The sequence below is a fragment of the Enterobacter cloacae complex sp. IR5402 genome, assembly GCF_049238125.1.
Classification (GTDB): Bacteria; Pseudomonadota; Gammaproteobacteria; order Enterobacterales; family Enterobacteriaceae; genus Enterobacter; species Enterobacter hormaechei_C.
This window is the reverse complement of the sequence record NZ_JBMKHO010000008.1, coordinates 128,729-150,721: the sequence shown is the minus strand read 5'-3', so window position 1 is coordinate 150,721 and position 21,993 is coordinate 128,729. Positions and strand designations below refer to the sequence as shown.

The following is a 21,993-nucleotide window of genomic DNA, read 5'->3' as shown; positions in this document are numbered from 1 at the left end:
TCGCCGCTATACTAAAACATCGTTTCTGTTCAAAAAGATAATCCATTCCACTGGTTAATGAGGAAATTATGCGCCTACTTCACACCATGCTGCGCGTTGGCGACCTGCAACGTTCCATCGATTTCTACACTAACGTTCTGGGCATGAAGCTGCTGCGCACCAGCGAAAATCCGGAATATAAATACTCTCTGGCGTTTGTCGGTTACGGCCCGGAATCTGATGAAGCGGTCATCGAGCTGACCTACAACTGGGGCGTGGACAGCTATGAGCTGGGTACGGCTTACGGACACATCGCGCTGGAAGTGGATAACGCCGCCGAAGCCTGCGAACGTATCCGCAGCAATGGCGGTAACGTCACCCGTGAAGCCGGTCCGGTTAAAGGCGGTACCACCGTCATTGCGTTTGTGGAAGATCCGGACGGTTATAAAATCGAACTGATTGAAGCCAAAGACGCTGGTCGCGGTCTGGGCAATTGATCCCGCAGGGCGCACTATGCGCCCGTTGTTTTGCTGCATCCCCTCTCAAAATTTGCCATAATGCGCACTGCTTTTTCCCCCTTGTAAGAGACCCTGATGTCCGATAACGCTCAATTTACCGGTCTGTGCGACCGTTTTCGTGGTTTTTATCCCGTTGTCATTGATGTTGAAACAGCCGGATTTAACGCTAAAACCGATGCGCTGCTTGAGATTGCCGCCATCACGCTGAAGATGGATGAACAGGGCTGGCTTGTACCGGACACCACGCTGCATTTCCACGTTGAACCCTTTGAAGGGGCAAACTTACAGCCAGAGGCGCTGGCCTTTAACGGTATCGATCCGACAAACCCGCTGCGCGGGGCGGTAAGCGAATACGAGGCGCTGCACGCCATTTTCAAAATGGTGCGCAAAGGCATGAAAGAGAATGACTGTAGCCGCGCCATCATGGTAGCCCACAACGCTACGTTCGATCACAGCTTCACCATGGCTGCCGCCGAGCGCGCCTCGCTAAAGCGCAATCCATTTCATCCGTTTGTGACCTTCGACACCGCCGCGCTGAGCGGCCTGGCGCTGGGGCAAACCGTGCTCTCGAAAGCCTGCATCACGGCGGGTATTGCGTTTGACGGTACCCAGGCGCATTCCGCGTTATACGACACCGAGCGTACGGCGGAGCTGTTCTGTGAGATCGTCAACCGCTGGAAACGTCTGGGCGGCTGGCCGCTGCCGATGGGCGACGAGGCCGATCTTCAATCGTAGGTTGGGTTATCAACAGCCCCACAGGACAAAAAAAAGCGACCAACATAATGTGGTCGCTTTTTTATAGCCGCAGAAAACTTATTCTGCGTCCGGCTCTTCGGTTTTATACTTCGCCGCAGTCTCTTTGATCAGCTGTTGCAGTTCGCCGCGCTGATACATTTCAATCAGGATATCGCATCCGCCAACCAGTTCACCATCAACCCACAGCTGTGGGAAGGTCGGCCAGTTTGCGTATTTTGGCAATTCAGCGCGAATGTCCGGGTTTTGCAGGATATCAACGTAAGCAAAACGCTCACCACAGGCGGACAGCGCCTGAACCGCTTGCGCGGAGAAGCCGCAGCTTGGCAGCTTCGGAGAACCTTTCATGTACAGGAGAATCGGGTTTTCAGCGATCTGGCGCTGAATTTTTTCAATAGTGGTGCTCATGTCTTGCTTCCTTTAACTTCTGTTACGGCATCAGTCTGACATTGTAGCGGGTCAGGCCGACATCGGAAAATAACATTTTTGTCACGTCTAATTATTTTATCGCTTATCGCATAAAGTTGCATTGCTAATGTCGTTTATCGCCAGACGGGGTGCGGTTTTGCTTAAGGAGCGAACAGGAGTGCGTCAGAATGGTGAATTTTTTTGCACTTGCTAACGAAACATAATTTTTGAATGAAAAATGCTATTAACTTCTTCTGATTTTATGGATTAGAATCGACAGGTTTTGTAAATCTCACGCGGGTATGCATTGTGGCCTGCATTTATCAGGGGACTGCCCAGTGGCGCGGATAACTAAAATCTCGATGACGCTCTGTGCTTTACTGTTTACCACACTCTCATTTACGCCAGCGGCGAACGCCTCTGAACAGGCGCGGCATTCTGCTGTACAAAAAACGCATCTGGCAAAATCCACAGAACGTAAGAAAAAAACCACCAGCAAAACAGTTAAGAAGAAAATCACCGCTCAGACCAAAAAGACCGCCTCCAGTAAAACCAAAACTCTCCGCTCCGGCACGCACAAAACCACCCGCACAACCGCCAGCCTGGTGAATGAAAAATGCACCGTGCGCAAAGGCCATAAAACGAAATGCGCAAAAGTGACGAAGCTGGCTGACGTGCATAAAGCGCGCATGCAGAAAGCGCAAAAAACGGCGATGAACAAACTGATGGGGCAAATAGGTAAGCCGTATCGCTGGGGTGGCACCTCTCCGCGCACCGGTTTTGACTGTAGTGGGCTGGTTTATTATGCCTATAAAGATCTGGTGAAGTTTCGCATTCCACGCACCGCCAATGAGATGTACCATCTGCGCGACGCCGCCCCTGTAAACCGTGGCGAACTGCAAAATGGCGACCTGGTGTTCTTCCGCACCCAGGGACGCGGTACGGCCGATCACGTTGGGGTGTATGTGGGTAACGGTAAATTTATCCAGTCACCGCGCAGCGGTCAGGACATTCAGATCACCTCTCTCAGCGAAGATTACTGGGTGCGCCACTATGTGGGTGCGCGCCGCGTGATGACGCCAAAAACCATCCGCTAGCCCCTGCCCTGCCGCCCTTGTGGCAGGGTAAGTTCCTCTTTTGCATACCCTTTCAATTTGCTATCCTGTCCTTGTTGTCTGTAGGGTTATTGGCAACGTATAAAACTATAAGGAGAGAAGCAATGTCGTTCGAATTACCTGCACTACCGTATGCAAAAGACGCCCTGGCCCCGCATATTTCCGCGGAAACCCTGGAGTACCATTACGGCAAGCATCACCAGACCTATGTCACCAACCTGAATAACCTGATCAAGGGCACCGATTTTGAAGGCAAAACGCTGGAAGAGATCGTGCGCAGTTCAGACGGCGGCGTATTCAACAACGCCGCACAGGTGTGGAACCACACCTTCTACTGGCACTGCCTGGCCCCGAATGCAGGCGGAGAACCTGACGGTGAGCTGGCGGCAGCGATTAACGCCGCGTTCGGCAGTTTCGCGGATTTTAAAGCGAAGTTTACTGACGCAGCCGTTAAAAACTTTGGCTCCGGCTGGACCTGGCTGGTAAAAGAGGCTGATGGCAAACTGGCTATCGTTTCCACTTCTAATGCGGGTACCCCTCTGACCACCAGCGCCACGCCGCTGATGACCGTGGACGTATGGGAACACGCCTATTACATTGATTACCGTAATGCGCGCCCGAACTACCTGGAACACTTCTGGGCACTGGTTAACTGGGAATTTGTTGCGAAGAACTTCGCTGCGTAAGAGACACGCAGAAGGGGCAGCCCTTCTGCGTTTTTGTTTATTCCGCCGTACACACCGCTTGAGGCTGTTTACGACCAGACAATATCACCAGCAGCAGGCCGAGTGCGGCAATGATCGCCCCCATCACCGGCACAAAGCTGTAACCCAAACCACCGGAGATCACCGCCCCGCCCGCTGCGGCCCCCAGCGCATTGCCCAGGTTAAACGCACCGATATTCACCGATGAAGAGAGCCCCGGCGCTTCGTGTGCAACGCGCATTACACGCATCTGCAACGGTGGCACCACGGCAAAGGTTGCGGCGCCCCATACCACCATGGCAATCGCGGCACCCACTTCGTTACGCGCCAGCCACGGAATCGCCACCATGATGACAATCAGCAGCGTTAAAAAACCTTTCAGCGTCCCGCTGACGGAGCGGTCGGCAAATTTCCCGCCGAGATAGTTGCCAATCGAGAACCCGACACCAATCAGCACCAGCATCGCGGTAACAAAGAGTGGCGTTGCGTGGGTTATGTCGTGCAGCACCGGGGAGATATAGGTGTAGAGCGTAAACATCGCCCCGGCCCCCAGCACCGTGGTGAGCAGCGCGGACAACACCTGAGGACGCATCAGCACCGCCAGCTCTTTACGTACTTCCGGACGTTCTCCAGCACATCCTTTCGGCAGTGAGAAAAACAGCGCAACCATCGCGACCACGCCCAGTCCGGCGGTTGCGAGGAAAGACATACGCCAGCCGATGGCTTCTCCCAGCCAGGTGGCGGCGGGAACGCCGCCGATATTAGCGATGGTGAGGCCCATAAACATAGTGGCTACCGCGCTGGCCTGCTTATGTTTTGGCACCACGCTGGCAGCAACAACCGAGCCCAGTCCGAAGAAGGCGCCATGGTTGAGGCTGGTAAGAATGCGCGAAAGCATCAGAGTGGTGTAATCGGGCGAAATCGCGGAAAACACATTGCCGAGAGTGAAAATCGCCATCAGGAAAATCAGCGCGTTGCGGCGCGCACGGTGCGAAAGCAGAAGCGTCATCAGCGGCGCGCCCACCATCACGCCGATCGCGTAGGCGCTAATTAACATACCGGCCGCAGGGATAGAGACGTCTACCCCCCGGGCGATAACAGGCAATAACCCCATCGGGGAGAATTCAGTGGTGCCAATCCCAAAGGCGCCAATCGCCAGGGCCAGCAGGGGAAAATTGATTTTCATGAAGAGACTCCGGATACCGTGCCATAACCCGGCACAGAACTAAGAAGTCAAAAGCATGACATCAATCACAAAAAATGAGAAGTTAACATTTTGGCAAAAGATTTTTGCCGGAGAGGTAACAATAGCGGCAAGAGAGGGAGAAGGTTCTCCCTCCGCCTGAATCAGTGCAGTGCAGCGGTTAAACCACCGGCAACAATCAGAGCAAGAACAACAATGGTGGTAAACAGCGAAAACTTCAGATCGGTACTCATCAATTTTTCTCCTTTTATTCACCCTACGAAAAGTGAGCTTGCTCATTTTTACACAGTTCAGGTCAAAAATCTTCCAGGATTTAAACGCATATCCACTTTACCTCTTCCCCTTTTCATCAAGATAGGACAAAATTCCACGCTAAATTTATTAGCGTACCGGCCACTGACCCCCTCCTGACGTCCTGTGTCGTTTTCCCGGCGTGTCGCAACTCATGTTTGCGTAATAAGGGTGAGAGAAGGCAAACGTTTACCTTCAATTTTTTCAGGAGCTTAGGATATGGTCTGGAGTGACATTTAATGGCAACAATTAAAGACGTAGCAAAACGCGCAAACGTTTCCACTACAACTGTATCACATGTTATTAACAAAACGCGTTTCGTCGCTGAAGAGACGCGTAATGCCGTCTGGGCGGCAATCAAAGAACTGCACTACTCGCCAAGTGCCGTCGCCCGCAGCCTGAAGGTTAATCACACCAAATCGATTGGCCTGCTGGCCACCAGCAGTGAAGCGGCCTATTTTGCTGAAATCATCGAAGCCGTTGAAAAAAACTGCTTCCAGAAAGGCTATACCCTGATTCTGGGCAATGCGTGGAACAACATTGAAAAACAGCGCGCTTACCTGTCAATGATGGCGCAAAAGCGCGTCGACGGTCTTCTGGTAATGTGTTCTGAATACCCTGAGTCGGTCCTTTCCATGCTGGAAGAGTATCGCCACATTCCGATGGTGGTCATGGACTGGGGCGAGGCGCGCGCAGACTTCACCGACTCCGTTATTGATAACGCCTTTGAAGGCGGCTACATGGCGGGGCGTTATCTGGTAGAACGCGGTCATCGTGAAATTGGCGTGATCCCGGGACCTCTGGAGCGTAACACCGGTGCTGGCCGTCTGGCCGGTTTCATGAAAGCGATGGAAGAGGCGCTGATCACCGTGCCGGAAAACTGGATTGTTCAGGGCGACTTCGAGCCGGAGTCAGGCTATCGCGCCATGCAGCAGATCGTCTCCCAGCCGCATCGCCCTACCGCGGTGTTCTGCGGCGGTGACATCATGGCGATGGGCGCGCTATGCGCGGCAGATGAACTCGGCCTGCGCGTCCCCCAGGATATCTCGGTGATCGGCTATGACAACGTGCGCAACGCCCGCTTCTTTACCCCGGCGCTGACCACCATTCACCAGCCGAAAGATTCGCTGGGTGAAACGGCCTTCAACATGCTGCTGGACAGGATCGTCAACAAGCGTGAACAGTCCCAGTCCATTGAAGTTCACCCGCGCCTGATAGAACGCCGTTCCGTTGCGGACGGTCCGTTCCGCGACTACCGTCGTTAATCACTTTCCGGGGCCAGCTATGCTGGTTCCCGCAACCACTCCCGGTTCAGCGTTTCGCTGTCTCCCAGATAATCCAGCAGCCAGGCCATGGCGGGCGAGACGTCGTTTTGCTGCCACGTCAGACAGCATGCGGCATCCGGGAAGGGGTTTTCCAGCGTCAGAGCCACCCACTCTCCCGCGTCGATGCGCGGGCGCGCAAAATGCACCGGCACCATGCCAACGCACAGCCCCGCGCTCAGACAGGTGGCTGACGACTCCCAGTCCGGCGCGACCACGCGGCGCTGATTATCCAGCAACCAGGTAATGCGCTTGGGCAGCGAGCGGGAGGTATCTTCCAGCACCAGCGAGGGCCAGTTGCGTAATGTGTCATCGCTCAGCGGCCCTTCCAGCGCTGCCAGCGGGTGATCGCGCGCGACCACGCAGGTCCAGCTCAGCATGCCCATGTCGCGAAACGCGTAGCGCCCACCAACCGGGATCGCCTGGGTTGCACCAATCGCCATCTCCGCCCTGCCGTCCGCCAGCGCATCCCAGACGCCGTTGAACACTTCCTGCGAAACACGCAGTTCGACGTCGGAAAAATGACGATAGAAATCGACGATCATCTGCCGGGTCCGCTCCGGCTTAACAATGTTATCCACCGCGATAGCGAGATGCCCGCGCCAGCCGTTGGCGATCTGCTGGCACTGCTCACGGGTGATCTGCATTTTTTTGATGACAGACCGCCCTTCCTTCAAAAACCACGCTCCGGCAGGCGTGAGCTCCACGTCGCGATGACGCCGCTCGAACAGCGGCACCGCCAGCCACGCTTCCAGCTGACGCACCGTGTAACTGATCGCCGAGGGAACGCGATGCAGCTCCTGGGCGGCGCCGGTAAAGCTGCCGTTACGCGCCACGGCATCAACCACTTCAAGGGAATAATCTGACCACATCTTTAGCCTGCAAATTTTTTGAATGCACCCGCCAAATATTAGCGTTTCACAAGCCGCTTTGCACTCCCTACACTCTGCGCCAACGTACACCTGCCTCCTCAGGAGAAAAAAGTGCAACCCAGGAAAGGATTTTTAGTCTGGCTCGGCGGCTTAAGCGTGCTGGGCTTTTTGGCGACCGATATGTATCTGCCCGCGTTCGCCGCGATGCAGGAAGATTTGCAAACCCCTGCCGCCGCCATCAGCGCCAGTTTGAGTTTGTTCCTCGCCGGTTTTGCTTTTGCGCAATTGCTGTGGGGGCCGCTCTCGGATCGTTTTGGCCGTAAACCCGTCCTGTTGTTGGGGCTGGCGATTTTTGCCGCAGGCTGTCTGGGCATGCTGTGGGTCCGCGATGCCGCCTGGCTGCTGGCGCTGCGCTTTATTCAGGCGGTCGGTGTCTGTGCCGCTGCGGTGACCTGGCAGGCGCTGGTAACCGATTACTACCCCGCCTCGCGCACTAACCGCATATTCGCCACCATTATGCCCCTGGTCGGCCTGTCGCCGGCGCTTGCCCCGTTACTGGGAAGCTGGATCCTGGCGCATTTCGACTGGCAGGCCATTTTCGCCACGCTCTTTGCTATTACGCTGGTCCTGATGCTGCCCGCGTTCGGGCTTAAACCGGCGCATAAAAAAGAGACGCATCCGGACGCGAAGCCCATCACCTTTACCTCTTTACTGCGGTCGAAAGCCTATCGCGGTAACGTGCTGATTTATGCCGCCTGCTCTGCCAGCTTCTTTGCCTGGCTGACCGGTTCGCCGTTCATTCTGCATGACATGGGCTACAGCCCGGCGGCTATCGGCCTGAGCTATGTACCACAGACCATCGCCTTCCTGGTGGGTGGCTATGGCTGTCGCGCCGCGCTGCAAAAATGGGAAGGCCAACAGATGCTGCCCTGGCTGCTGGTGCTGTATGCGCTAAGCGTGATTGCGACCTGGGCTGTCGGCTTTATTCCCGGCGCCGGGCTTGCAGAAATTTTGATTCCGTTCTGCGTCATGGCGATCGCTAACGGGGCCATCTACCCTATCGTTGTAGCCCAGGCGTTGCGTCCATTTCCGCAGGCGACAGGCCGCGCTGCCGCGCTGCAAAATACCCTGCAACTTGGCCTGTGCTTCCTGGCAAGTCTCGTGGTCTCTGCGTTGATTGCAACCCCGCTGCTCACCACTACCAGCGTGATGCTGATCACCGTTGCGCTGGCGGGATTGGGTTATCGCATGCAGTCCTCCGCGCTTCGCGAGCAGAATGACAATGCACAAACCGAAACGTCGCACGCCTGATTGCGCGGGAAACTATGTTAAAAACCAGTGATTAGGTAGCTAACAATTTTCTGTTGAATCACCAAATTTTGCGGCCTATACTGAATTTGGTTCGATTAAATACGATAAATATTAAGTGTTAACGGGAGCCGGAGCGCTCCCGTTTTACCATGGAAGGCATTTCGGCAAGGGTTATCTCCCTTCCTCTGTTCTACGTCGGATATTAGCCTCGCGGGCATTTACCGTGAGATTTCTCACAAACCAAAAAAGCGTCTACGCTGTTTTAAGGTTCTGATCACAGCAAGGTGATGGAGAAGCTATGAGTTCATCGTGTATAGAAGAAGTCAGCGTTCCGGACGATAACTGGTCCCGGATCGTCAGTGAACTGTTGGGACGTGCGGGCATTACGATTAATGGCTCATCCCCCTCCGATCCCCAGATAAAGCATCCCGATTTTTTCAAACGCGTGTTACAGGAGGGATCGTTAGGGCTGGGTGAAAGCTATATGGACGGCTGGTGGGAGTGTGAGCGGCTGGATATGTTCTTCTCCAGCGTATTACGCGCCGGTCTTGAAAAACAGCTCCCTCGTCATTTCAAAGATACCTTACGTATCGCCTCCGCCCGCCTGTTCAATCTGCAAAGTAAAAAACGGGCATGGATCGTCGGTAAAGAGCATTACGACCTTGGCAACGATTTGTTCAGCCGTATGCTCGATCCTTTAATGCAGTACTCCTGCGGATACTGGAAAAAAGCGACGACCCTGGAAGAGGCGCAGCAGGATAAGCTGCAACTGATCTGCGATAAATTGCAGTTACAGCCCGGTATGCGTGTGCTGGACATCGGCTGTGGCTGGGGTGGTCTTGCCTGGTTTATGGCGAAAAATTACGGCGTCAGCGTAGTCGGCGTCACGATTTCGGCTGAACAGCAGAAGATGGCGCAGGAACGCTGTCTGGGACTGGATGTTGATATTCGGCTTCAGGACTACCGCGACCTGAATGAGCAGTTCGATCGTATTGTTTCCGTAGGTATGTTCGAGCACGTGGGGCCGAAGAACTACAAGACCTACTTTGAGGTCGCCGATCATAACCTGAAGCCTGACGGAATTTTCCTGCTACACACCATCGGCTCTAAGCGCACCGATAACAATGTGGACCCCTGGATCAACAAATATATCTTCCCGAATGGCTGTTTACCCTCTGTTCGCCAGATTGCGAACGCCAGCGAACCGCATTTTATTGTGGAAGACTGGCATAACTTCGGCGCAGATTACGACACGACCCTGATGGCCTGGCATGAACGTTTCCAGGCTGCATGGCCTGAAATCGCCGACAACTATTCGGAACGATTCAAACGGATGTTTAGCTATTATCTGAATGCCTGTGCGGGCGCGTTCCGTGCGCGGGATATACAGCTGTGGCAGGTGGTGTTTAGTCGTGGGATTGAGCACGGCTTGCGGGTGGCTCGCTGAAAAAATAACCCCGGTTTCCCGGGGTTAATTTTTATTCTTCTTCCACGGTCTTTATTATCGCCGCCTCTTTCGCCGCCAGCACGCGCTCAACGGTATCCACGACCGCCTGGGTCTGGGGATCAATTTCGATATTTACACGCTGCCCCAATTTTTTTGCGCCAAGCGTAGTACGTTGCAGCGTTTCAGGAATTAAATGCACGCAAAAACGCGTAGGCGTCACTTCACCGACGGTCAGACTAATCCCATCGATGCCAATAAATCCTTTATAAAGGATGTATTTCATTAATGACGGATCCTGCACCTTGAACCAGATTTGACGGTTATTTTCCGAGGTCACGATTTTCGCCACTTCTGCGGTGGTCATAATATGGCCCGACATCAGATGCCCACCAATCTCATCGCTGAATTTCGCCGCGCGTTCAACGTTGATGATATCTCCCACCACCAGCTCACCCAGGTTAGTGATGCGCAGCGTCTCTTTCATTAAATCAAAGCTAATCTGATTACCGTTAATTTCGGTCACCGTCAGGCAGCAGCCGTTATGCGCTATCGACGCCCCGGTTTCAATGCCGTCGAGCATATATTCAGGCAGCTCAACCACGTGAGTGCGGAAATTCGGTTTTTCATCAATGGACACCACTTTGGCAGTGCCCTGCACAATACCAGTAAACATGCTTACAGCTCCTGTTCATTCCGAACGGCGATGACACCGTATAATCCCACCACAATAACAGTTGAAAAAACAGGTTGCCAGTGATGCGCAATTTCTGGCGATTTTTTCACTAGATAATTAGTTAAACCCCGCTACAATAGCTGGCATCCCTCTGTTTTTTCTTCTTGCTGCCAGTAACGGCGGCCTTTTTAGTCTCTCAAATAACTACAATACAAAGGTGTTCACGTGCAGAAGTATATGATCGAAGCGCGTCAGTTATTGGCACTGGCAATACCGGTGATCGTCGCGCAGGTAGCCCAAACCGCAATGGGATTTGTGGATACGGTAATGGCCGGTGGTTACAGCGCCACCGATATGGCCGCCGTGGCGATCGGAACCTCAATCTGGCTCCCGGCCATTCTGTTTGGTCACGGCCTGCTGCTGGCGCTAACGCCCGTCATCGCACAGCTTAACGGCTCCGGTCGACGTGACCGCGTGGCCCATCAGGTGCGCCAGGGCTTCTGGCTGGCCGGGTTCGTCTCCGTCCTGATTATGATCGTCCTGTGGAACGCCGGGTATATTATTCGCGCCATGCATAATATCGACCCGGCGCTGGCGGATAAGGCGGTCGGTTATCTGCGCGCCCTGCTCTGGGGCGCGCCCGGCTATCTGTTCTTCCAGGTGGCACGTAACCAGTGTGAAGGGCTGGCAAAAACCAAGCCGGGCATGGTGATGGGCTTTATCGGCTTGCTGGTGAACATTCCCGTGAACTATATCTTCATTTACGGTCATTTTGGCATGCCGGAACTCGGCGGCGTGGGCTGCGGCGTGGCGACGGCAGCGGTGTACTGGGTGATGTTCGGAAGCATGCTCACCTACATTAAGCATGCGCGATCCATGCGCGACATTCGCAACGACACCGCCTTTAGCACGCCTGACTGGTCGATGTTGACCCGCCTGACACAGCTGGGTCTGCCCATAGCGCTGGCGCTGTTCTTTGAAGTGACGCTGTTTGCCGTCGTCGCCCTGCTGGTCTCGCCGTTAGGGATTATTGATGTGGCAGGCCACCAGATCGCGCTGAACTTCAGCTCTTTGATGTTTGTTCTGCCGATGTCGCTGGCGGCTGCGGTGACGATTCGCGTGGGCTTCCGTCTGGGGCAAGGTTCTACGCTGGATGCGCAAACGGCTGCCCGCACCGGGCTGGGCGTCGGCGTCTGCATGGCGGTCTGTACCGCCCTCTTTACCGTGCTGTTGCGTGAGCAAATTGCCCTGCTCTATAACGACAACCCGGAGGTAGTGACTCTGGCCTCGCACCTGATGCTGCTGGCGGCCATTTATCAGATCTCTGACTCCATCCAGGTCATTGGCAGCGGCGTGCTGCGTGGGTATAAAGATACGCGTTCCATCTTCTTTATCACCTTTATCGCTTACTGGGTGCTGGGTCTGCCGTGCGGGTACATTCTGGCGCTCACGGATCTGGTGGTGGATCGCATGGGGCCAGCCGGATTCTGGATGGGCTTTATCATCGGCTTAACGTCTGCGGCCATTATGATGATGCTGCGCATGCGTTTCCTGCAACGTCAGCCCTCTACGGTTATTTTGCAGCGCGCTGCACGTTAATGACCCTGTAGCCGCCGGCTGGCGGCTACTTTCTCTTCACTTTGCGCGGTAATGAAGCAATCGCGTGAAATCAGAGAGAAAAATGCATTTTCCCTCTTGCCACCTTGGTGCTGTGCCGCTAATATTCGTCCCCGTTGTCACCGACAACACAATGCGTTCATAGCTCAGTTGGTTAGAGCACCACCTTGACATGGTGGGGGTCGTTGGTTCGAGTCCAATTGAACGCACCATCTTGCGTCTGTAGCTCAGTTGGTTAGAGCACCACCTTGACATGGTGGGGGTCGATGGTTCGAGTCCATTCAGACGCACCAATCTGTTTTCTCTCACATTTCATTCCCGTTCAGCCTCATGCAGAGGCAGCAAACCTTTTAAGCACATCGAAAGTGACCTCCAGCCCGCGCGTACCGGGAAAAGCGGAATGGCATAAGCCCCATCAGGTTAGCAAAACGCCCGGCGTTTGCCGGGCGTGAAAACAACGTCAGTCAACGATTACGGCTTATGTTCAATCGCTGGGTTGTTGTTGATGGCGATTCGCTGCGGTTTCTCTTCTTCCGGGATATCCTGGTGTAATTCAATTGCCAGTAAGCCGTTTTCCAGCGAAGCGCCGGTCACTTTCACATGCTCCGGCAGACTATAGCTGGCCCGGAAGTCGCTGCGGCTGATACCCCGATGGATCCACCCTTCTTCGCCGTTTTCGGTTTTCTCCTCTTCACGTTTACCGCTGATATTCAGCTGACCGCCAACGGTTTCAATTTCCAGTTCGCTCTCTTTCCAGCCCGGCACGCTGAGCGTCAGTTCATAGCGGTTATCGCCCAGCCGCCGGATATTGTAAGAAGGCGTGGAGGGCAACGGCGTACTGCCGGTTAGCTGGCTAAAAAGGCGATCGATACGGTTAAAACGGTCCGCAAACAGAGAGTCGGAGAGATCGTTCAACACGGGAAAGGTTCTGAGAGTCATCATGTACCTCCTGAACAGTAAAAAAGAATATTCAAAAAGTTCATGTCTTATGGGCAGGTGTTCCTTACCCGCTTTCTATATGAGGTTACCGCAAAATATTTCAACCTCAGGAGCCTGCAAAAATGTAGCTGGAACCTAAAAAAGCAACGGGCCGTTAAGCCCGTTGTTCGTTACATCATCGCAGTTCTATTACTCTCGCCCGCTCAGCCTGCTTTCGGTAGTGGTCATATCGCTCCCGGAACCATGCCTGCTGTTTATTACTCATATTGCCGGTCACGGCATCGATATCAACTGGCTGGCCCAGGGCGTACATACGGGCAAAACTGCGTTCCAGAAAATCAAAATTCTTTAATGCGTTTATATCTTGTCGCTTCATTAGCATATCCCTCCAGTCGCTGTGGTTACTGTTCAAGGTCATATGCTTTTCTGATCTCAGTATCCGCCTGAAAAAGATCGATTTTTCAGCGATGTGTGCGCATCCATCTGCCAGTGTTCACATTTCAGGAACGACAAAACTCTTCAGCCCTGGTCATGATTTTCCCTCCCTTTTATCACTCATGCAGAAAACATAAACGCCAGCCATGCAGTAAGTTCGCCACGTATCCGGAAGGTGCGAACGGCGTGCTTTAATGCCATACGCTGTAACAGGTCGCCCAGCGCGTTCAGGTGGGTTTCCACCTGCAAGCGTCTTATCAGTTCGAATAACAGACAAAGAACGTTTACACTGGCGGATTAATACTGATTACCAGCCCTGACGGGTTTCACGATAAACGGTATCGGGAGGGAACAGGCTGGTCGTATCGCCGCAGGCCAGCACCACCGCACCCTGAAAATCTTCCGGGGGCAGGACATGCTCCGTTACCGGTATGACGAACTGGCGACGCCGCCACCGGTGCCACGCAGACCAGCAGAATACAGATGCTGAGCACAGAACGGCTGACGGTGGAAAGCGGCCAGAAACCCACGACCAGCCACAGGGCAAGGACAGCAGCAAACAGTGTGAGTAGCGTTCGGGTGAGTTGACGCATCCGTTATCCCTGCCCCGCAATCTGCGCCACCATCTGCGACAGCACAGAGGAGAAGGTGAACCACAGCGCCGCCAGCACCACCACGCCCGCCGCCCAGCCCAGCCAGTACATCCGGCGTCCGCTGCGCAGGCGGGATGCCCTGACCACCACAGGCGTTTCCTGGGTCAGCGCAAACGGCGGTACGCGCTCACTGAGCGCGCGCACCACATCCTCACGCCGCTCATCATCCTGCGTGCGGTACTGACCGGTGAAGCCCAGTTGCAGAGTGCGGTACATACAGGTCAGCACTGCCACATCCGGCGCAGGTTCGCGCAGGGCCGTACGGATACGCTCCCATAGCTCTTCTCCTGCATTCAGGGTACGGAAAAATCGCGCCTGAAGTGGGTCTTTTCGCCACTGGCGGTAACCGTCATCCTGTTTATCCCGGTTCAGCACGCTCTCATCCATCAGGGCGCAGTACGCATACAGCATATGTTCGCAGGACGTGGTGCTGAACCCGGCTTTGTTCAGTGATTCACGCGCGGCGTTCACCCACCGGCAGGCCCGTCGGTACAGCGCTTCGCCGTCCTTTACCTCCTGGCCGCTGCGCAACTGGCTGACCATCAGCCAGCCCGGATAAAACGTTTTGTTTATCAGGTCAATGTCGGCATCGTTCATGAGCGCAGCACCGCAAACAGTTCAAGTTTCACCTCACCGAGGGAGCCCGGCGTATAGAAGGTACAGTTCCCGGCTTCCAGCATGGCACGAGCAGCATCGGTGGACAGATCCAGCGCGAAATACTGATTTTCCAGGCGCAGCGGGATGGCCGCCGGAACGTGACTCAGCGGTTTAATCACCATCCCGCTCAGGGCGATATTCACCACCTCAGAGACATCATCGTGGCTGCCCGCCTTGCACAGTTGCGGGAAGCGCGTCTGGAGTTCGTGGTTTGGCATGGCGGAGCGCACGGAGAGATAGAAATCGGCCCCTTCACGCAGCCTCGCGTCGTGCAGCTTCCCGCGCCAGATTTCCCGGTCTTCGCCCTGTTTCAGTTCAATAGCGATCACGCGCGACGGCAGACTGGCTTCAAGGAGACTATCAAGCAGGGTAAACAGCGGCGGGAACACCGTTTCCGGCGCGTCATGCCGATAGGGGGGAATGGCGTCCACATCATGTTCAAGCGAAAAGGTCAGCAGGCTGCCGGCAAGGCGGGCCAGCTCGCGGTACAGCAGTTCCGGATGGCGGGACGGCGCCTGGTGCAGCTCCGTCAGTACCGGCTCAACGCTGTTGAGGGCGTTCAGCAACCAGAACAGCGATACATCGGCCACCGCGAAGTCCGCCATCCGCTCGTTGCTTTCACGGCGCATTGCCATCAGGCGCTTACGCCGGGCCGCAAGGCGGTGCAGCAAATCACTCAGTTCGCTGAGCAGTAACGGGCTGGCAGATAAAGAGAGCAGCGGCGGAATAAAGCTCCGCTCCAGTACCCACTGCCCCTGCGCGTTTCGCATCAGTCTCGCCACCGGGCAGGTAAGCCAGGCGCTGTTTTCCTGAGTCGACAGCCGCAGCGTCAGGGCATGACGAAGTACCGTCAGTTCACTGCGCTCATGCCCGGCCAGTTCCTGCACCGTCACCCGTTCAGACTGCCAGCGGCGCGGACGGGCACTGTCCTGCCCGTCATCCAGATTACCGCCGTTGGCGCTGAGGAGTGGCAGACACAGCAGCACTTCAACTGCATCACTCCCCGCCGCTGATAAATCACAGACCGGCGGCAGGTTATCCGCCAGATCTGTGTCCACCAGCGTACCATCCGCAAAGCGCACGCAAAGCCGGGTGGCATTCAGCCGTGAAAGGGCCAGAGCGCCTTCGTCGAACTCCGCACACAGCACACCCCACGGGTGCGCCAGCGCCATCCGGGCCACGGTGTCGGCCACATGTGCATCCCAGCGGGCCTGCTGCTGGAACTGCTGCGGGGCCAGGAAGGCCCCGTCTTCCCATAACGGACGATAAATTTTCATCCCTGCTACCGCCTTACGCTTTCGCTTTCGGCATCTGGCTCACCAGAGACAGGTTCACATCCATGCCTTCCACCTGGAAGTGCGGCACCGCAAACAGCTTCACGCGGAAGAAACCCTGGTTGTCTTCGATATCTTCCACCACCACCTTCGCGTCACGCAGCGGATGAGAAGCCTGCAACTCATCGCCCGGATCGGTCATTTCCGTCACCAGACTACGCACCCAGGTATTCAGCTCCAGTTCCAGCAGACGGCGGTCCTTGGTGGTGCCGATGTTCTCGCGCTGGATGAGCTTCAGGTAGTGCGCAATACGCGACAGCAGGAAGATGTACGGCAGACGGGCGTTGATGCGGCTGTTGGCCGTGGCATCTGCGGTGTCGTACAACGCCGGTTTCTGCGCGGAGTTCGCCGAGAAGAAGCAGGCATAGTCGCGGTTTTTGTAATACGAGAGCGGGATAAAGCCGAGGTTGGCAAACTCAAACTCGCGGGTCTCCGGGATCATCACCTCAGACGGAATTTTCACCTGGTTGCCGGTGCCCAGATCGTACAGATGAATAGGCAGATCTTTCACCGCCCCGCCCGCCTGCGGGCCACGGATCTGCACGCACCAGCCGTTATTGATGAAGCTCTTCACCATGTTTGACGCGAAGGAGAACGACGCGCTGGTCCACAGGTATTTCTCGTGATCCGGGCCTTTCACCTGCTCAACGTAGTTAAAGCTGCGTACCGGTACGGTGTCCGGGCCATACGGCAGACGCCCCAGCACGCGCGGCATCACGAGGCCGATGTAGCGGGCGTCGTCGGTGTCGCGGAAAGATTTCCACTTGATGTACTCGGCGCGGTCGAAGTAGTTGCCGATATCCTTAATTGCAGCGACCTCTTCCATCGAGTCTTTCAGGAAGAATTTCGGACCGACAGAGCCAATAAACGGCATATGTGCGGCAGCTGATACTTTAGAGATGTTGCGCAGCAGCGCCACATCCTGCGGGCTGGCGTCAAATTCATAGGATGAAATCACGGAACCAATCGGCTCGCCGCCCGGGGTGTCGTATTCGGCGGTATAGGTGTGCCAGTAGAGGCCGCTCTGAATAAGTTCCGGCGCGTCTTCAAAGTCCTGACGCAGATCTTCTTTCGACACATCCAGAATTTCGGTTTTCACATTCTGGCGGTAGTCGGTGCTGTCCACCAGCTGCTTCAGGCCGCGCCACAGGGACTCCACCTTCTGAAACTCCTGGTGATGCATTACGGCATCCAGCTGACGGCTGATCTGGAAATCCAGCTCAGCGATATGGTGGTCAATCAGCGTTTTGTCGAGCTTCTCCACCGGCTGACCGGATTTGCGGATGCAGTCCATAAACACCTGCATCGCCGCCGTCAGGCGTTCACCCGCCGGAGCGTCAGAAAGCGCGGCGTCATCCAGAAACGCATTGATATCCCCCAGGCTGGAGGCCGGGGTCAGGTTGATTTTTTCAAACAGGGAGGCGTAAACGCCCTCTTTTTCCAGTACGGTGGTCTGCCCCTGCGCGGAGGCGGTTTCAGTATTCACAGACATCAGCATATTCCCGGTTAATCCATTAAATTACACATGCCGCTTATTTCGGGGCCAGTGCACTCATTTCGTCGCGTAATTCCTGAGACAGCGCCGGGTCTTTAAGAATTTTCTCGAGTTCTTTTCTGAAAGTGGCGTTATCAAGGAGATTGGATTTGAGGTCGCGTAATAAATTACGCATGGCCAGCATGGCGCGGAGCTGGGGGATCTGGCGGGCAACCTGTTCAGGTTCGAAATCCTTAATATCGGAGAAATTCAGTTTTATGCTTTCCTCCGAACCATCCCCGGCCATTGTGTTAGGAACCGTCAGATTCACTTCCGGGTTAAACTCCGAAAGTACGCTGTTGAAGTTATTTTTATTGACGTTAATTTTCTCCCTTTCCGATAATGGGCGATTCTCTTTTCCATTACTGAAATCACCGACGGTGAGGAGTTTAAGCGGCAGTTCGATTTTCTTCTGCGCGCCACCTGTATGCAGAGCCAGCTTTAAGTTTATGCGTGCCTTGGGCACCTCATTCTGGAATGAATCGGCCATAGCAGTCCCTTTCTTTAAAAGAAATAAATGTTAAGTGAGTGACGTTTCTTTACAAAGCCATATTAGAGCAAATGTCCATTTGAAATCAACTTTTCAGATCAAAGATCTACAATTGGACTTTTCTTAAGAATATTCCACCAATAAGAATAAAAAAGAACGCCGCGTAGCGGCCTGCCGAAATGCCCTTGCGCGCTTTTTGTGAGCCTGACAAAAAGTTGCTCAAAGGTTGGCTACCAGATTATTTTGTTACTTTATCGAAGTGATGGAATAGTCCAGCCACGGACTATTCCATCACTCACAGTTATAAAAAATAAGGATAATATTGGCCCCACTATATATTTAAATATCCTATCTCTTTTTTAACCCCTATCACATACAGATAATCGATAAACCTGGGACCAAACAGTTATTCCTTTCAGAAAATCAGGCAGAATTATATCTAATCAGCAGGGTCAATTGAATTGACTTTCCCATAAATTCAGGAAGGGGCGCAACATCCCCTCTTCTAAACGTCTTAATTTCTCCCTTCATTGAATGACTTAGCCTTTCTCCTGCTACGCTTGTTGTATGGTTCAGAAACGCAGGAACGCTTTCGATGAAAAAAATCGCCATTATCGGCTCAGGCCCAACAGGGATTTACACCTTTTACTCACTTCTTAACAACGCAGCGCCGCTTTCGATCACCGTTTTCGAAAAGGCAGACCAACCCGGTGTCGGAATGCCCTACAGCGACGAGGATAATTCCCGGCTGATGCTGGCGAACATCGCCAGTATTGAAATACCGCCCATTTTCATCACTTACCTGGACTGGCTCAAACAGCAGAATGCGGCCCGCCTTGCCCGCTATAACGTCGACAGTGAGAAGCTGCACGACCGGCAATTTCTGCCCCGTATTCTGCTGGGTGAATATTTCCACGACCGGTTTCTCGCTGTCGCTGCCGAGGCGAAAAAGGCTGGGTTTCATATCGAGGTTCACCCCAACGCAGAAGTCACTGATATTAAGGCTGATGCAGACGGCGTGGCCCTTTCAGTGAACGATGCCCCTTTCTCAAGGCGGTTTGATCTTGCGGTTGTTGCCACCGGCCACGTCTGGCCTGATGAAGATGAAACCACCCGCGCATATTTCCCAAGCCCATGGTCAGGGCTGATGGAAGCGGAGGTCCGAGCCTGTGAGGTGGGGATCATGGGTACCTCCCTCAGCGGGCTGGACGCTGCAATGGCGGTTGTGATGCAGCATGGCCGGTTTAGCGGGAAGCAGTTCGTTGTCAATAAAGGCAGCGAAGGGCTAAAAATCATGCTGATGTCCCGCACGGGCGTTCTGCCGGAGGCCGATTTTTACTGCCCTATCCCTTATGAACCACTGTCGGTGTTAACGGATTGTGTGGTGGCAAGCGAAATCGACAAAGGCCCGGATGGGCTGCTTGACCGCATCTTTGCGCTGATGGTGAAAGAGCTTGAGCTGGCCGATCCGCGATGGTGTCAGGCGATAGCGCTCGGCACGCTGAATGCCGACACGCTCCGTGATGCCTGGTTTGAGGATCGTAAAAAGCACGGTCCTTTCACCTGGGCCGAAGCGAATCTGAAAGAAGTGGAGCGCAACAAGCGCGAAAAACGCACCGTTGCCTGGCGCTATACCGTGCTTCGTCTGCATGAAGTGGTACAGGCCATCGTCCCTTCACTCAATGAGCATGACAGAGAGCGGTTTAAATCCGGGCTGGAGCGTGTGTTTATCGATAATTATGCCGCCATTCCACCGCAGTCTATCCGCCGGTTACTGGCGCTGCGCGAGGCAGGGATCATTAGCGTGGTCGCACTCGGTGATGATTACGACCTGGATATCGGCAGCGATCAGACCGTCATCACCACGGCAAAAAAAAGTTACCGCTTCGACGTGTTTATCGACGCGCGCGGACAAAAGCCGCTCAGAAACAAGGACATTCCCTTCCCCACCCTGCGTAAACAGCTTGCGGGAACCGGCGATGACGTTCCGGACGTGGGGGAAGACTATACGTTGCTGGCGCCGGCATCACTGCGGGGGCGTATCGCTTTTGGGGCGATCCCCTGGCTGATGCACGATCATCCATTTGTTCAGGGTTTGTCTGAGTGCGCTGAAATTGGTAAAGCGATGGCGAAAGCGGCTGGAAAACCTGCGTCGGGGGTGCGAAGGAAGTTACCTTACATGGAGTTTTAACAGGGCTTCCCTGCCCTGCGGTGTCGGATTACTCGAAGAAGACTTCCGGGTTTTCCGACAACGACACGAACGATTTTGTGTTCTTGTCCAGGGCAAGGATTTTGCCGCTTTCGATGTCATATACCCAGCCGTGCAGGCGAATGGCATTGTTGCGCAGGCCTACCGCCACCGACGGATGGGTCTTGATGTTGCTCAGCTGCGCAAAGACGTTTTCCTGCACCATCGCATTCACTTTATCGATTGGCTTATCCCAGGTTTTCTTCTCCACCACCGCTTTTGCCGCATCAGAATAGCGCAGCCAGTGGGAAACGGCCGGCATCGGCTCCAGATCGGCGTTGTCAGCAATCGCCTTCATCGCGCCGCAGTTGGAGTGGCCGCAAATAACGATATCGGTCACGCCCAGGGCCACGACCGCATATTCGATGGTCGCAGAGACACCGCCAGGCTCCGGCCCGAACGGAGGCACAATGTTGCCCGCGTTTCGAATGACAAAGAGCTGTCCTGGCTCCTGTTGCGTAACCAGTTCCGGAACCAGACGGCTGTCGGAGCAGGAGATAAACAGCGCTTTGGGATTCTGACTGGACGCTAAACTACGAAAAAGCTCTTTACGTTGCGGGAAAATCTCTTTTTGAAAGCTGAGAAAACCTTCAATGATATGTTGCATAGCCATTTCTCTTTTATCTGTTTTAGTTTAGGTATGATCGCGATCACACTCGTAAAATTTAACCACCGCGTCTTAGCGGAGACAAGCAATATATTTCTGGCCCGACCGCTGCACGATCTCATCTGCGTTCACCGGGATGTTCTGTCCTTCAAAGGCCCCGTACAGGCGCTGGTACGTTTTCCCGGTCAGTCGGCCGATCACCGACTCAACGGTGCGGGCAGGCAGCGGCAGCATATTCGGATAACTCCACATAAACGACACGGCGTCTTTTCCGGGTGTAACCTGCAAAATATCACCGGCCAGCAGCACACCGTCGCCTGACTGCCAGTGCAGCACCGTGCCGCCTGCAAAATGCCCGCCCAGCCGCAGCAGAGTCACCAAAGGCATAATCTCCAGGGCGTCCTCCTCCCAGAAGCGTATCGCCGGGCTGTCACGCATCACCCACTGCCGATCGCTGGCGTGCAGGTAGATCGGCGCGTTAAACGCGGCGGCCCACTCCTGCATGGTGGTGTAGTAATGCGGGTGCGAAATCGCGATCGCGCTGATGCCCCCGAGCGCGTCAACTAACACTCTGGTCGCCGGGTCAAGATTGGCGATGCAGTCCCACAGAACATTGCCCTGTGGCGTACGCAGCAGAAGCGCGCGCTGGTTGATGGCAAAAGCGGGAACGGTTTTGATGCTGAACAGCTGCGGCTCCAGCTGTTGCCATTTGTTGGTGTGCGTGGTCGTAAGGCTGTCGAAGTCCGTCCATGCCTGGCCCGTCACCGGGACATACTGGCGCTCATCGTCGCAAATCGGGCAGTTTTTGGGCTGTTCATCGTAAGCGGTACCGCAGGTTTTACAGAGTGTAATCATCGGCTTTCCTCAGCAATAAAGCACTGA

At 54.6% G+C, this 21,993-nt stretch carries 24 protein-coding genes and 2 tRNA genes; 11 read left to right on the top strand and 15 right to left on the bottom strand.

The features are described 5' to 3' along the window. The first annotated feature begins 68 nt into the window (after positions 1-68). Both gloA and rnt read left to right on the top strand, forming a co-directional pair. Positions 69-476: a lactoylglutathione lyase gene (gene gloA, locus ACOTXL_RS15300; protein ID WP_003857623.1), complete on the top strand. Its 408-nt coding sequence runs from the start codon at positions 69-71 to the stop codon at positions 474-476. 96 nt (positions 477-572) lie between these two features. After that, the gene (rnt, locus tag ACOTXL_RS15295) at positions 573-1,232 is read left to right on the top strand and encodes a ribonuclease T (RefSeq protein WP_003857625.1); all 660 of its coding nucleotides are present in this window, start codon (positions 573-575) and stop codon (positions 1,230-1,232) included. 78 nt (positions 1,233-1,310) lie between these two features. On the opposite strand, the gene grxD is transcribed toward rnt, so the two are convergent. Then, positions 1,311-1,658, bottom strand: a complete 348-nt coding sequence (gene grxD / locus ACOTXL_RS15290; protein ID WP_003832760.1) for a monothiol glutaredoxin 4 — start codon at positions 1,656-1,658, stop codon at positions 1,311-1,313. A 338-nt stretch (positions 1,659-1,996) separates the two neighbouring features. Here grxD and ACOTXL_RS15285 point away from each other — a divergent pair, with 338 nt between their 5' ends. Further along, positions 1,997-2,755 carry a C40 family peptidase gene (locus tag ACOTXL_RS15285; protein ID WP_023313959.1) on the top strand — a complete coding sequence of 253 codons (759 nt, stop codon included), beginning with the start codon at positions 1,997-1,999 and terminating at the stop codon, positions 2,753-2,755. 122 nt (positions 2,756-2,877) lie between these two features. Beyond that, positions 2,878-3,459 (top strand): superoxide dismutase [Fe], encoded by a 582-nt coding sequence (gene sodB, locus ACOTXL_RS15280; protein ID WP_003857629.1) that lies wholly within the window; start codon positions 2,878-2,880, stop codon positions 3,457-3,459. A 37-nt stretch (positions 3,460-3,496) separates the two neighbouring features. Here the strand turns inward: sodB and ACOTXL_RS15275 are convergent, their stop codons facing one another. Then, a complete protein-coding gene (locus ACOTXL_RS15275; protein WP_045350970.1) occupies positions 3,497-4,663 on the bottom strand; it encodes an MFS transporter in 1,167 nt (388 codons plus the stop codon). Positions 4,664-4,824: 161 nt separating this feature from the next. Beyond that, entirely contained in the window at positions 4,825-4,914 is a 90-nt protein-coding gene (locus ACOTXL_RS15270) for a YnhF family membrane protein (protein ID WP_003857632.1), read from the bottom strand. A 297-nt stretch (positions 4,915-5,211) separates the two neighbouring features. Between ACOTXL_RS15270 and purR the strand changes: the two genes are divergently transcribed. Beyond that, complete coding sequence (purR, locus tag ACOTXL_RS15265; protein WP_003857634.1) at positions 5,212-6,237, top strand: HTH-type transcriptional repressor PurR; 1,026 nt, start codon at positions 5,212-5,214, stop codon at positions 6,235-6,237. A 17-nt stretch (positions 6,238-6,254) separates the two neighbouring features. On the opposite strand, the gene punR is transcribed toward purR, so the two are convergent. After that, complete coding sequence (gene punR / locus ACOTXL_RS15260) at positions 6,255-7,166, bottom strand: DNA-binding transcriptional activator PunR (RefSeq protein ID WP_003857638.1); 912 nt, start codon at positions 7,164-7,166, stop codon at positions 6,255-6,257. Between the two features lie 111 nt (positions 7,167-7,277). On the opposite strand from punR, the gene punC reads away from it, so the two are divergent. Both punC and cfa read left to right on the top strand, forming a co-directional pair. Continuing rightward, positions 7,278-8,477 carry a purine nucleoside transporter PunC gene (gene punC, locus ACOTXL_RS15255; RefSeq protein ID WP_003857639.1) on the top strand — a complete coding sequence of 400 codons (1,200 nt, stop codon included), beginning with the start codon at positions 7,278-7,280 and terminating at the stop codon, positions 8,475-8,477. 298 nt (positions 8,478-8,775) lie between these two features. Beyond that, positions 8,776-9,924: a cyclopropane fatty acyl phospholipid synthase gene (gene cfa / locus ACOTXL_RS15250; RefSeq protein ID WP_045332192.1), complete on the top strand. Its 1,149-nt coding sequence runs from the start codon at positions 8,776-8,778 to the stop codon at positions 9,922-9,924. A gap of 31 nt (positions 9,925-9,955) precedes the next feature. Here cfa and ACOTXL_RS15245 read toward each other — a convergent pair whose 3' ends face one another. Beyond that, entirely contained in the window at positions 9,956-10,597 is a 642-nt protein-coding gene (locus ACOTXL_RS15245) for a riboflavin synthase (RefSeq protein ID WP_003857643.1), read from the bottom strand. Positions 10,598-10,822: 225 nt separating this feature from the next. Between ACOTXL_RS15245 and mdtK the strand changes: the two genes are divergently transcribed. The 3 genes from mdtK (at position 10,823) to ACOTXL_RS15230 (ending at position 12,507) form a co-directional block, all read left to right on the top strand. Continuing rightward, entirely contained in the window at positions 10,823-12,196 is a 1,374-nt protein-coding gene (gene mdtK / locus ACOTXL_RS15240) for an MdtK family multidrug efflux MATE transporter (protein WP_032609058.1), read from the top strand. A 153-nt stretch (positions 12,197-12,349) separates the two neighbouring features. Continuing rightward, a tRNA-Val gene (locus ACOTXL_RS15235) sits at positions 12,350-12,426 on the top strand. Positions 12,427-12,430: 4 nt separating this feature from the next. Further along, positions 12,431-12,507 (top strand) — tRNA-Val (locus ACOTXL_RS15230). A gap of 178 nt (positions 12,508-12,685) precedes the next feature. On the opposite strand, the gene ACOTXL_RS15225 is transcribed toward ACOTXL_RS15230, so the two are convergent. The 8 genes from ACOTXL_RS15225 to tssB all read right to left on the bottom strand — a co-directional run bounded on the left by ACOTXL_RS15225 (position 12,686) and on the right by tssB (position 18,256). Beyond that, positions 12,686-13,156 carry an Hsp20 family protein gene (locus ACOTXL_RS15225; protein WP_003857647.1) on the bottom strand — a complete coding sequence of 157 codons (471 nt, stop codon included), beginning with the start codon at positions 13,154-13,156 and terminating at the stop codon, positions 12,686-12,688. A gap of 172 nt (positions 13,157-13,328) precedes the next feature. Next, positions 13,329-13,529, bottom strand: coding sequence for a cell surface composition regulator GlgS (gene glgS / locus ACOTXL_RS15220; protein ID WP_045332105.1), 201 nt, complete (start codon positions 13,527-13,529; stop codon positions 13,329-13,331). Positions 13,530-13,708: 179 nt separating this feature from the next. Beyond that, a complete protein-coding gene (locus tag ACOTXL_RS15215) occupies positions 13,709-13,831 on the bottom strand; it encodes a hypothetical protein (RefSeq protein WP_255580146.1) in 123 nt (40 codons plus the stop codon). Positions 13,832-13,914: 83 nt separating this feature from the next. Further along, positions 13,915-14,181 (bottom strand): hypothetical protein, encoded by a 267-nt coding sequence (locus ACOTXL_RS15210; RefSeq protein ID WP_127341242.1) that lies wholly within the window; start codon positions 14,179-14,181, stop codon positions 13,915-13,917. A gap of 3 nt (positions 14,182-14,184) precedes the next feature. Beyond that, entirely contained in the window at positions 14,185-14,838 is a 654-nt protein-coding gene (gene tssL / locus ACOTXL_RS15205; protein WP_045344095.1) for a type VI secretion system protein TssL, short form, read from the bottom strand. Continuing rightward, positions 14,835-16,175: a type VI secretion system baseplate subunit TssK gene (gene tssK / locus ACOTXL_RS15200; RefSeq protein ID WP_032667088.1), complete on the bottom strand. Its 1,341-nt coding sequence runs from the start codon at positions 16,173-16,175 to the stop codon at positions 14,835-14,837. Before tssK ends, tssL begins: the two co-directional genes overlap by 4 nt. 13 nt (positions 16,176-16,188) lie before the next feature. After that, complete coding sequence (gene tssC, locus ACOTXL_RS15195) at positions 16,189-17,724, bottom strand: type VI secretion system contractile sheath large subunit (RefSeq protein WP_045351002.1); 1,536 nt, start codon at positions 17,722-17,724, stop codon at positions 16,189-16,191. 40 nt (positions 17,725-17,764) lie between these two features. Beyond that, positions 17,765-18,256 carry a type VI secretion system contractile sheath small subunit gene (gene tssB, locus ACOTXL_RS15190; protein ID WP_003856899.1) on the bottom strand — a complete coding sequence of 164 codons (492 nt, stop codon included), beginning with the start codon at positions 18,254-18,256 and terminating at the stop codon, positions 17,765-17,767. A gap of 595 nt (positions 18,257-18,851) precedes the next feature. On the opposite strand from tssB, the gene ACOTXL_RS15185 reads away from it, so the two are divergent. Further along, positions 18,852-20,447, top strand: a complete 1,596-nt coding sequence (locus ACOTXL_RS15185) for an FAD-NAD(P)-binding protein (RefSeq protein ID WP_045342713.1) — start codon at positions 18,852-18,854, stop codon at positions 20,445-20,447. Between the two features lie 28 nt (positions 20,448-20,475). On the opposite strand, the gene ACOTXL_RS15180 is transcribed toward ACOTXL_RS15185, so the two are convergent. Together ACOTXL_RS15180 and ACOTXL_RS15175 are read right to left on the bottom strand one after the other, a co-directional pair. Then, positions 20,476-21,111, bottom strand: a complete 636-nt coding sequence (locus tag ACOTXL_RS15180) for a carbonic anhydrase (protein WP_003857662.1) — start codon at positions 21,109-21,111, stop codon at positions 20,476-20,478. A gap of 72 nt (positions 21,112-21,183) precedes the next feature. Beyond that, positions 21,184-21,966, bottom strand: coding sequence for an MBL fold metallo-hydrolase (locus ACOTXL_RS15175; protein ID WP_032658225.1), 783 nt, complete (start codon positions 21,964-21,966; stop codon positions 21,184-21,186). Positions 21,967-21,993 lie beyond the last annotated feature (27 nt).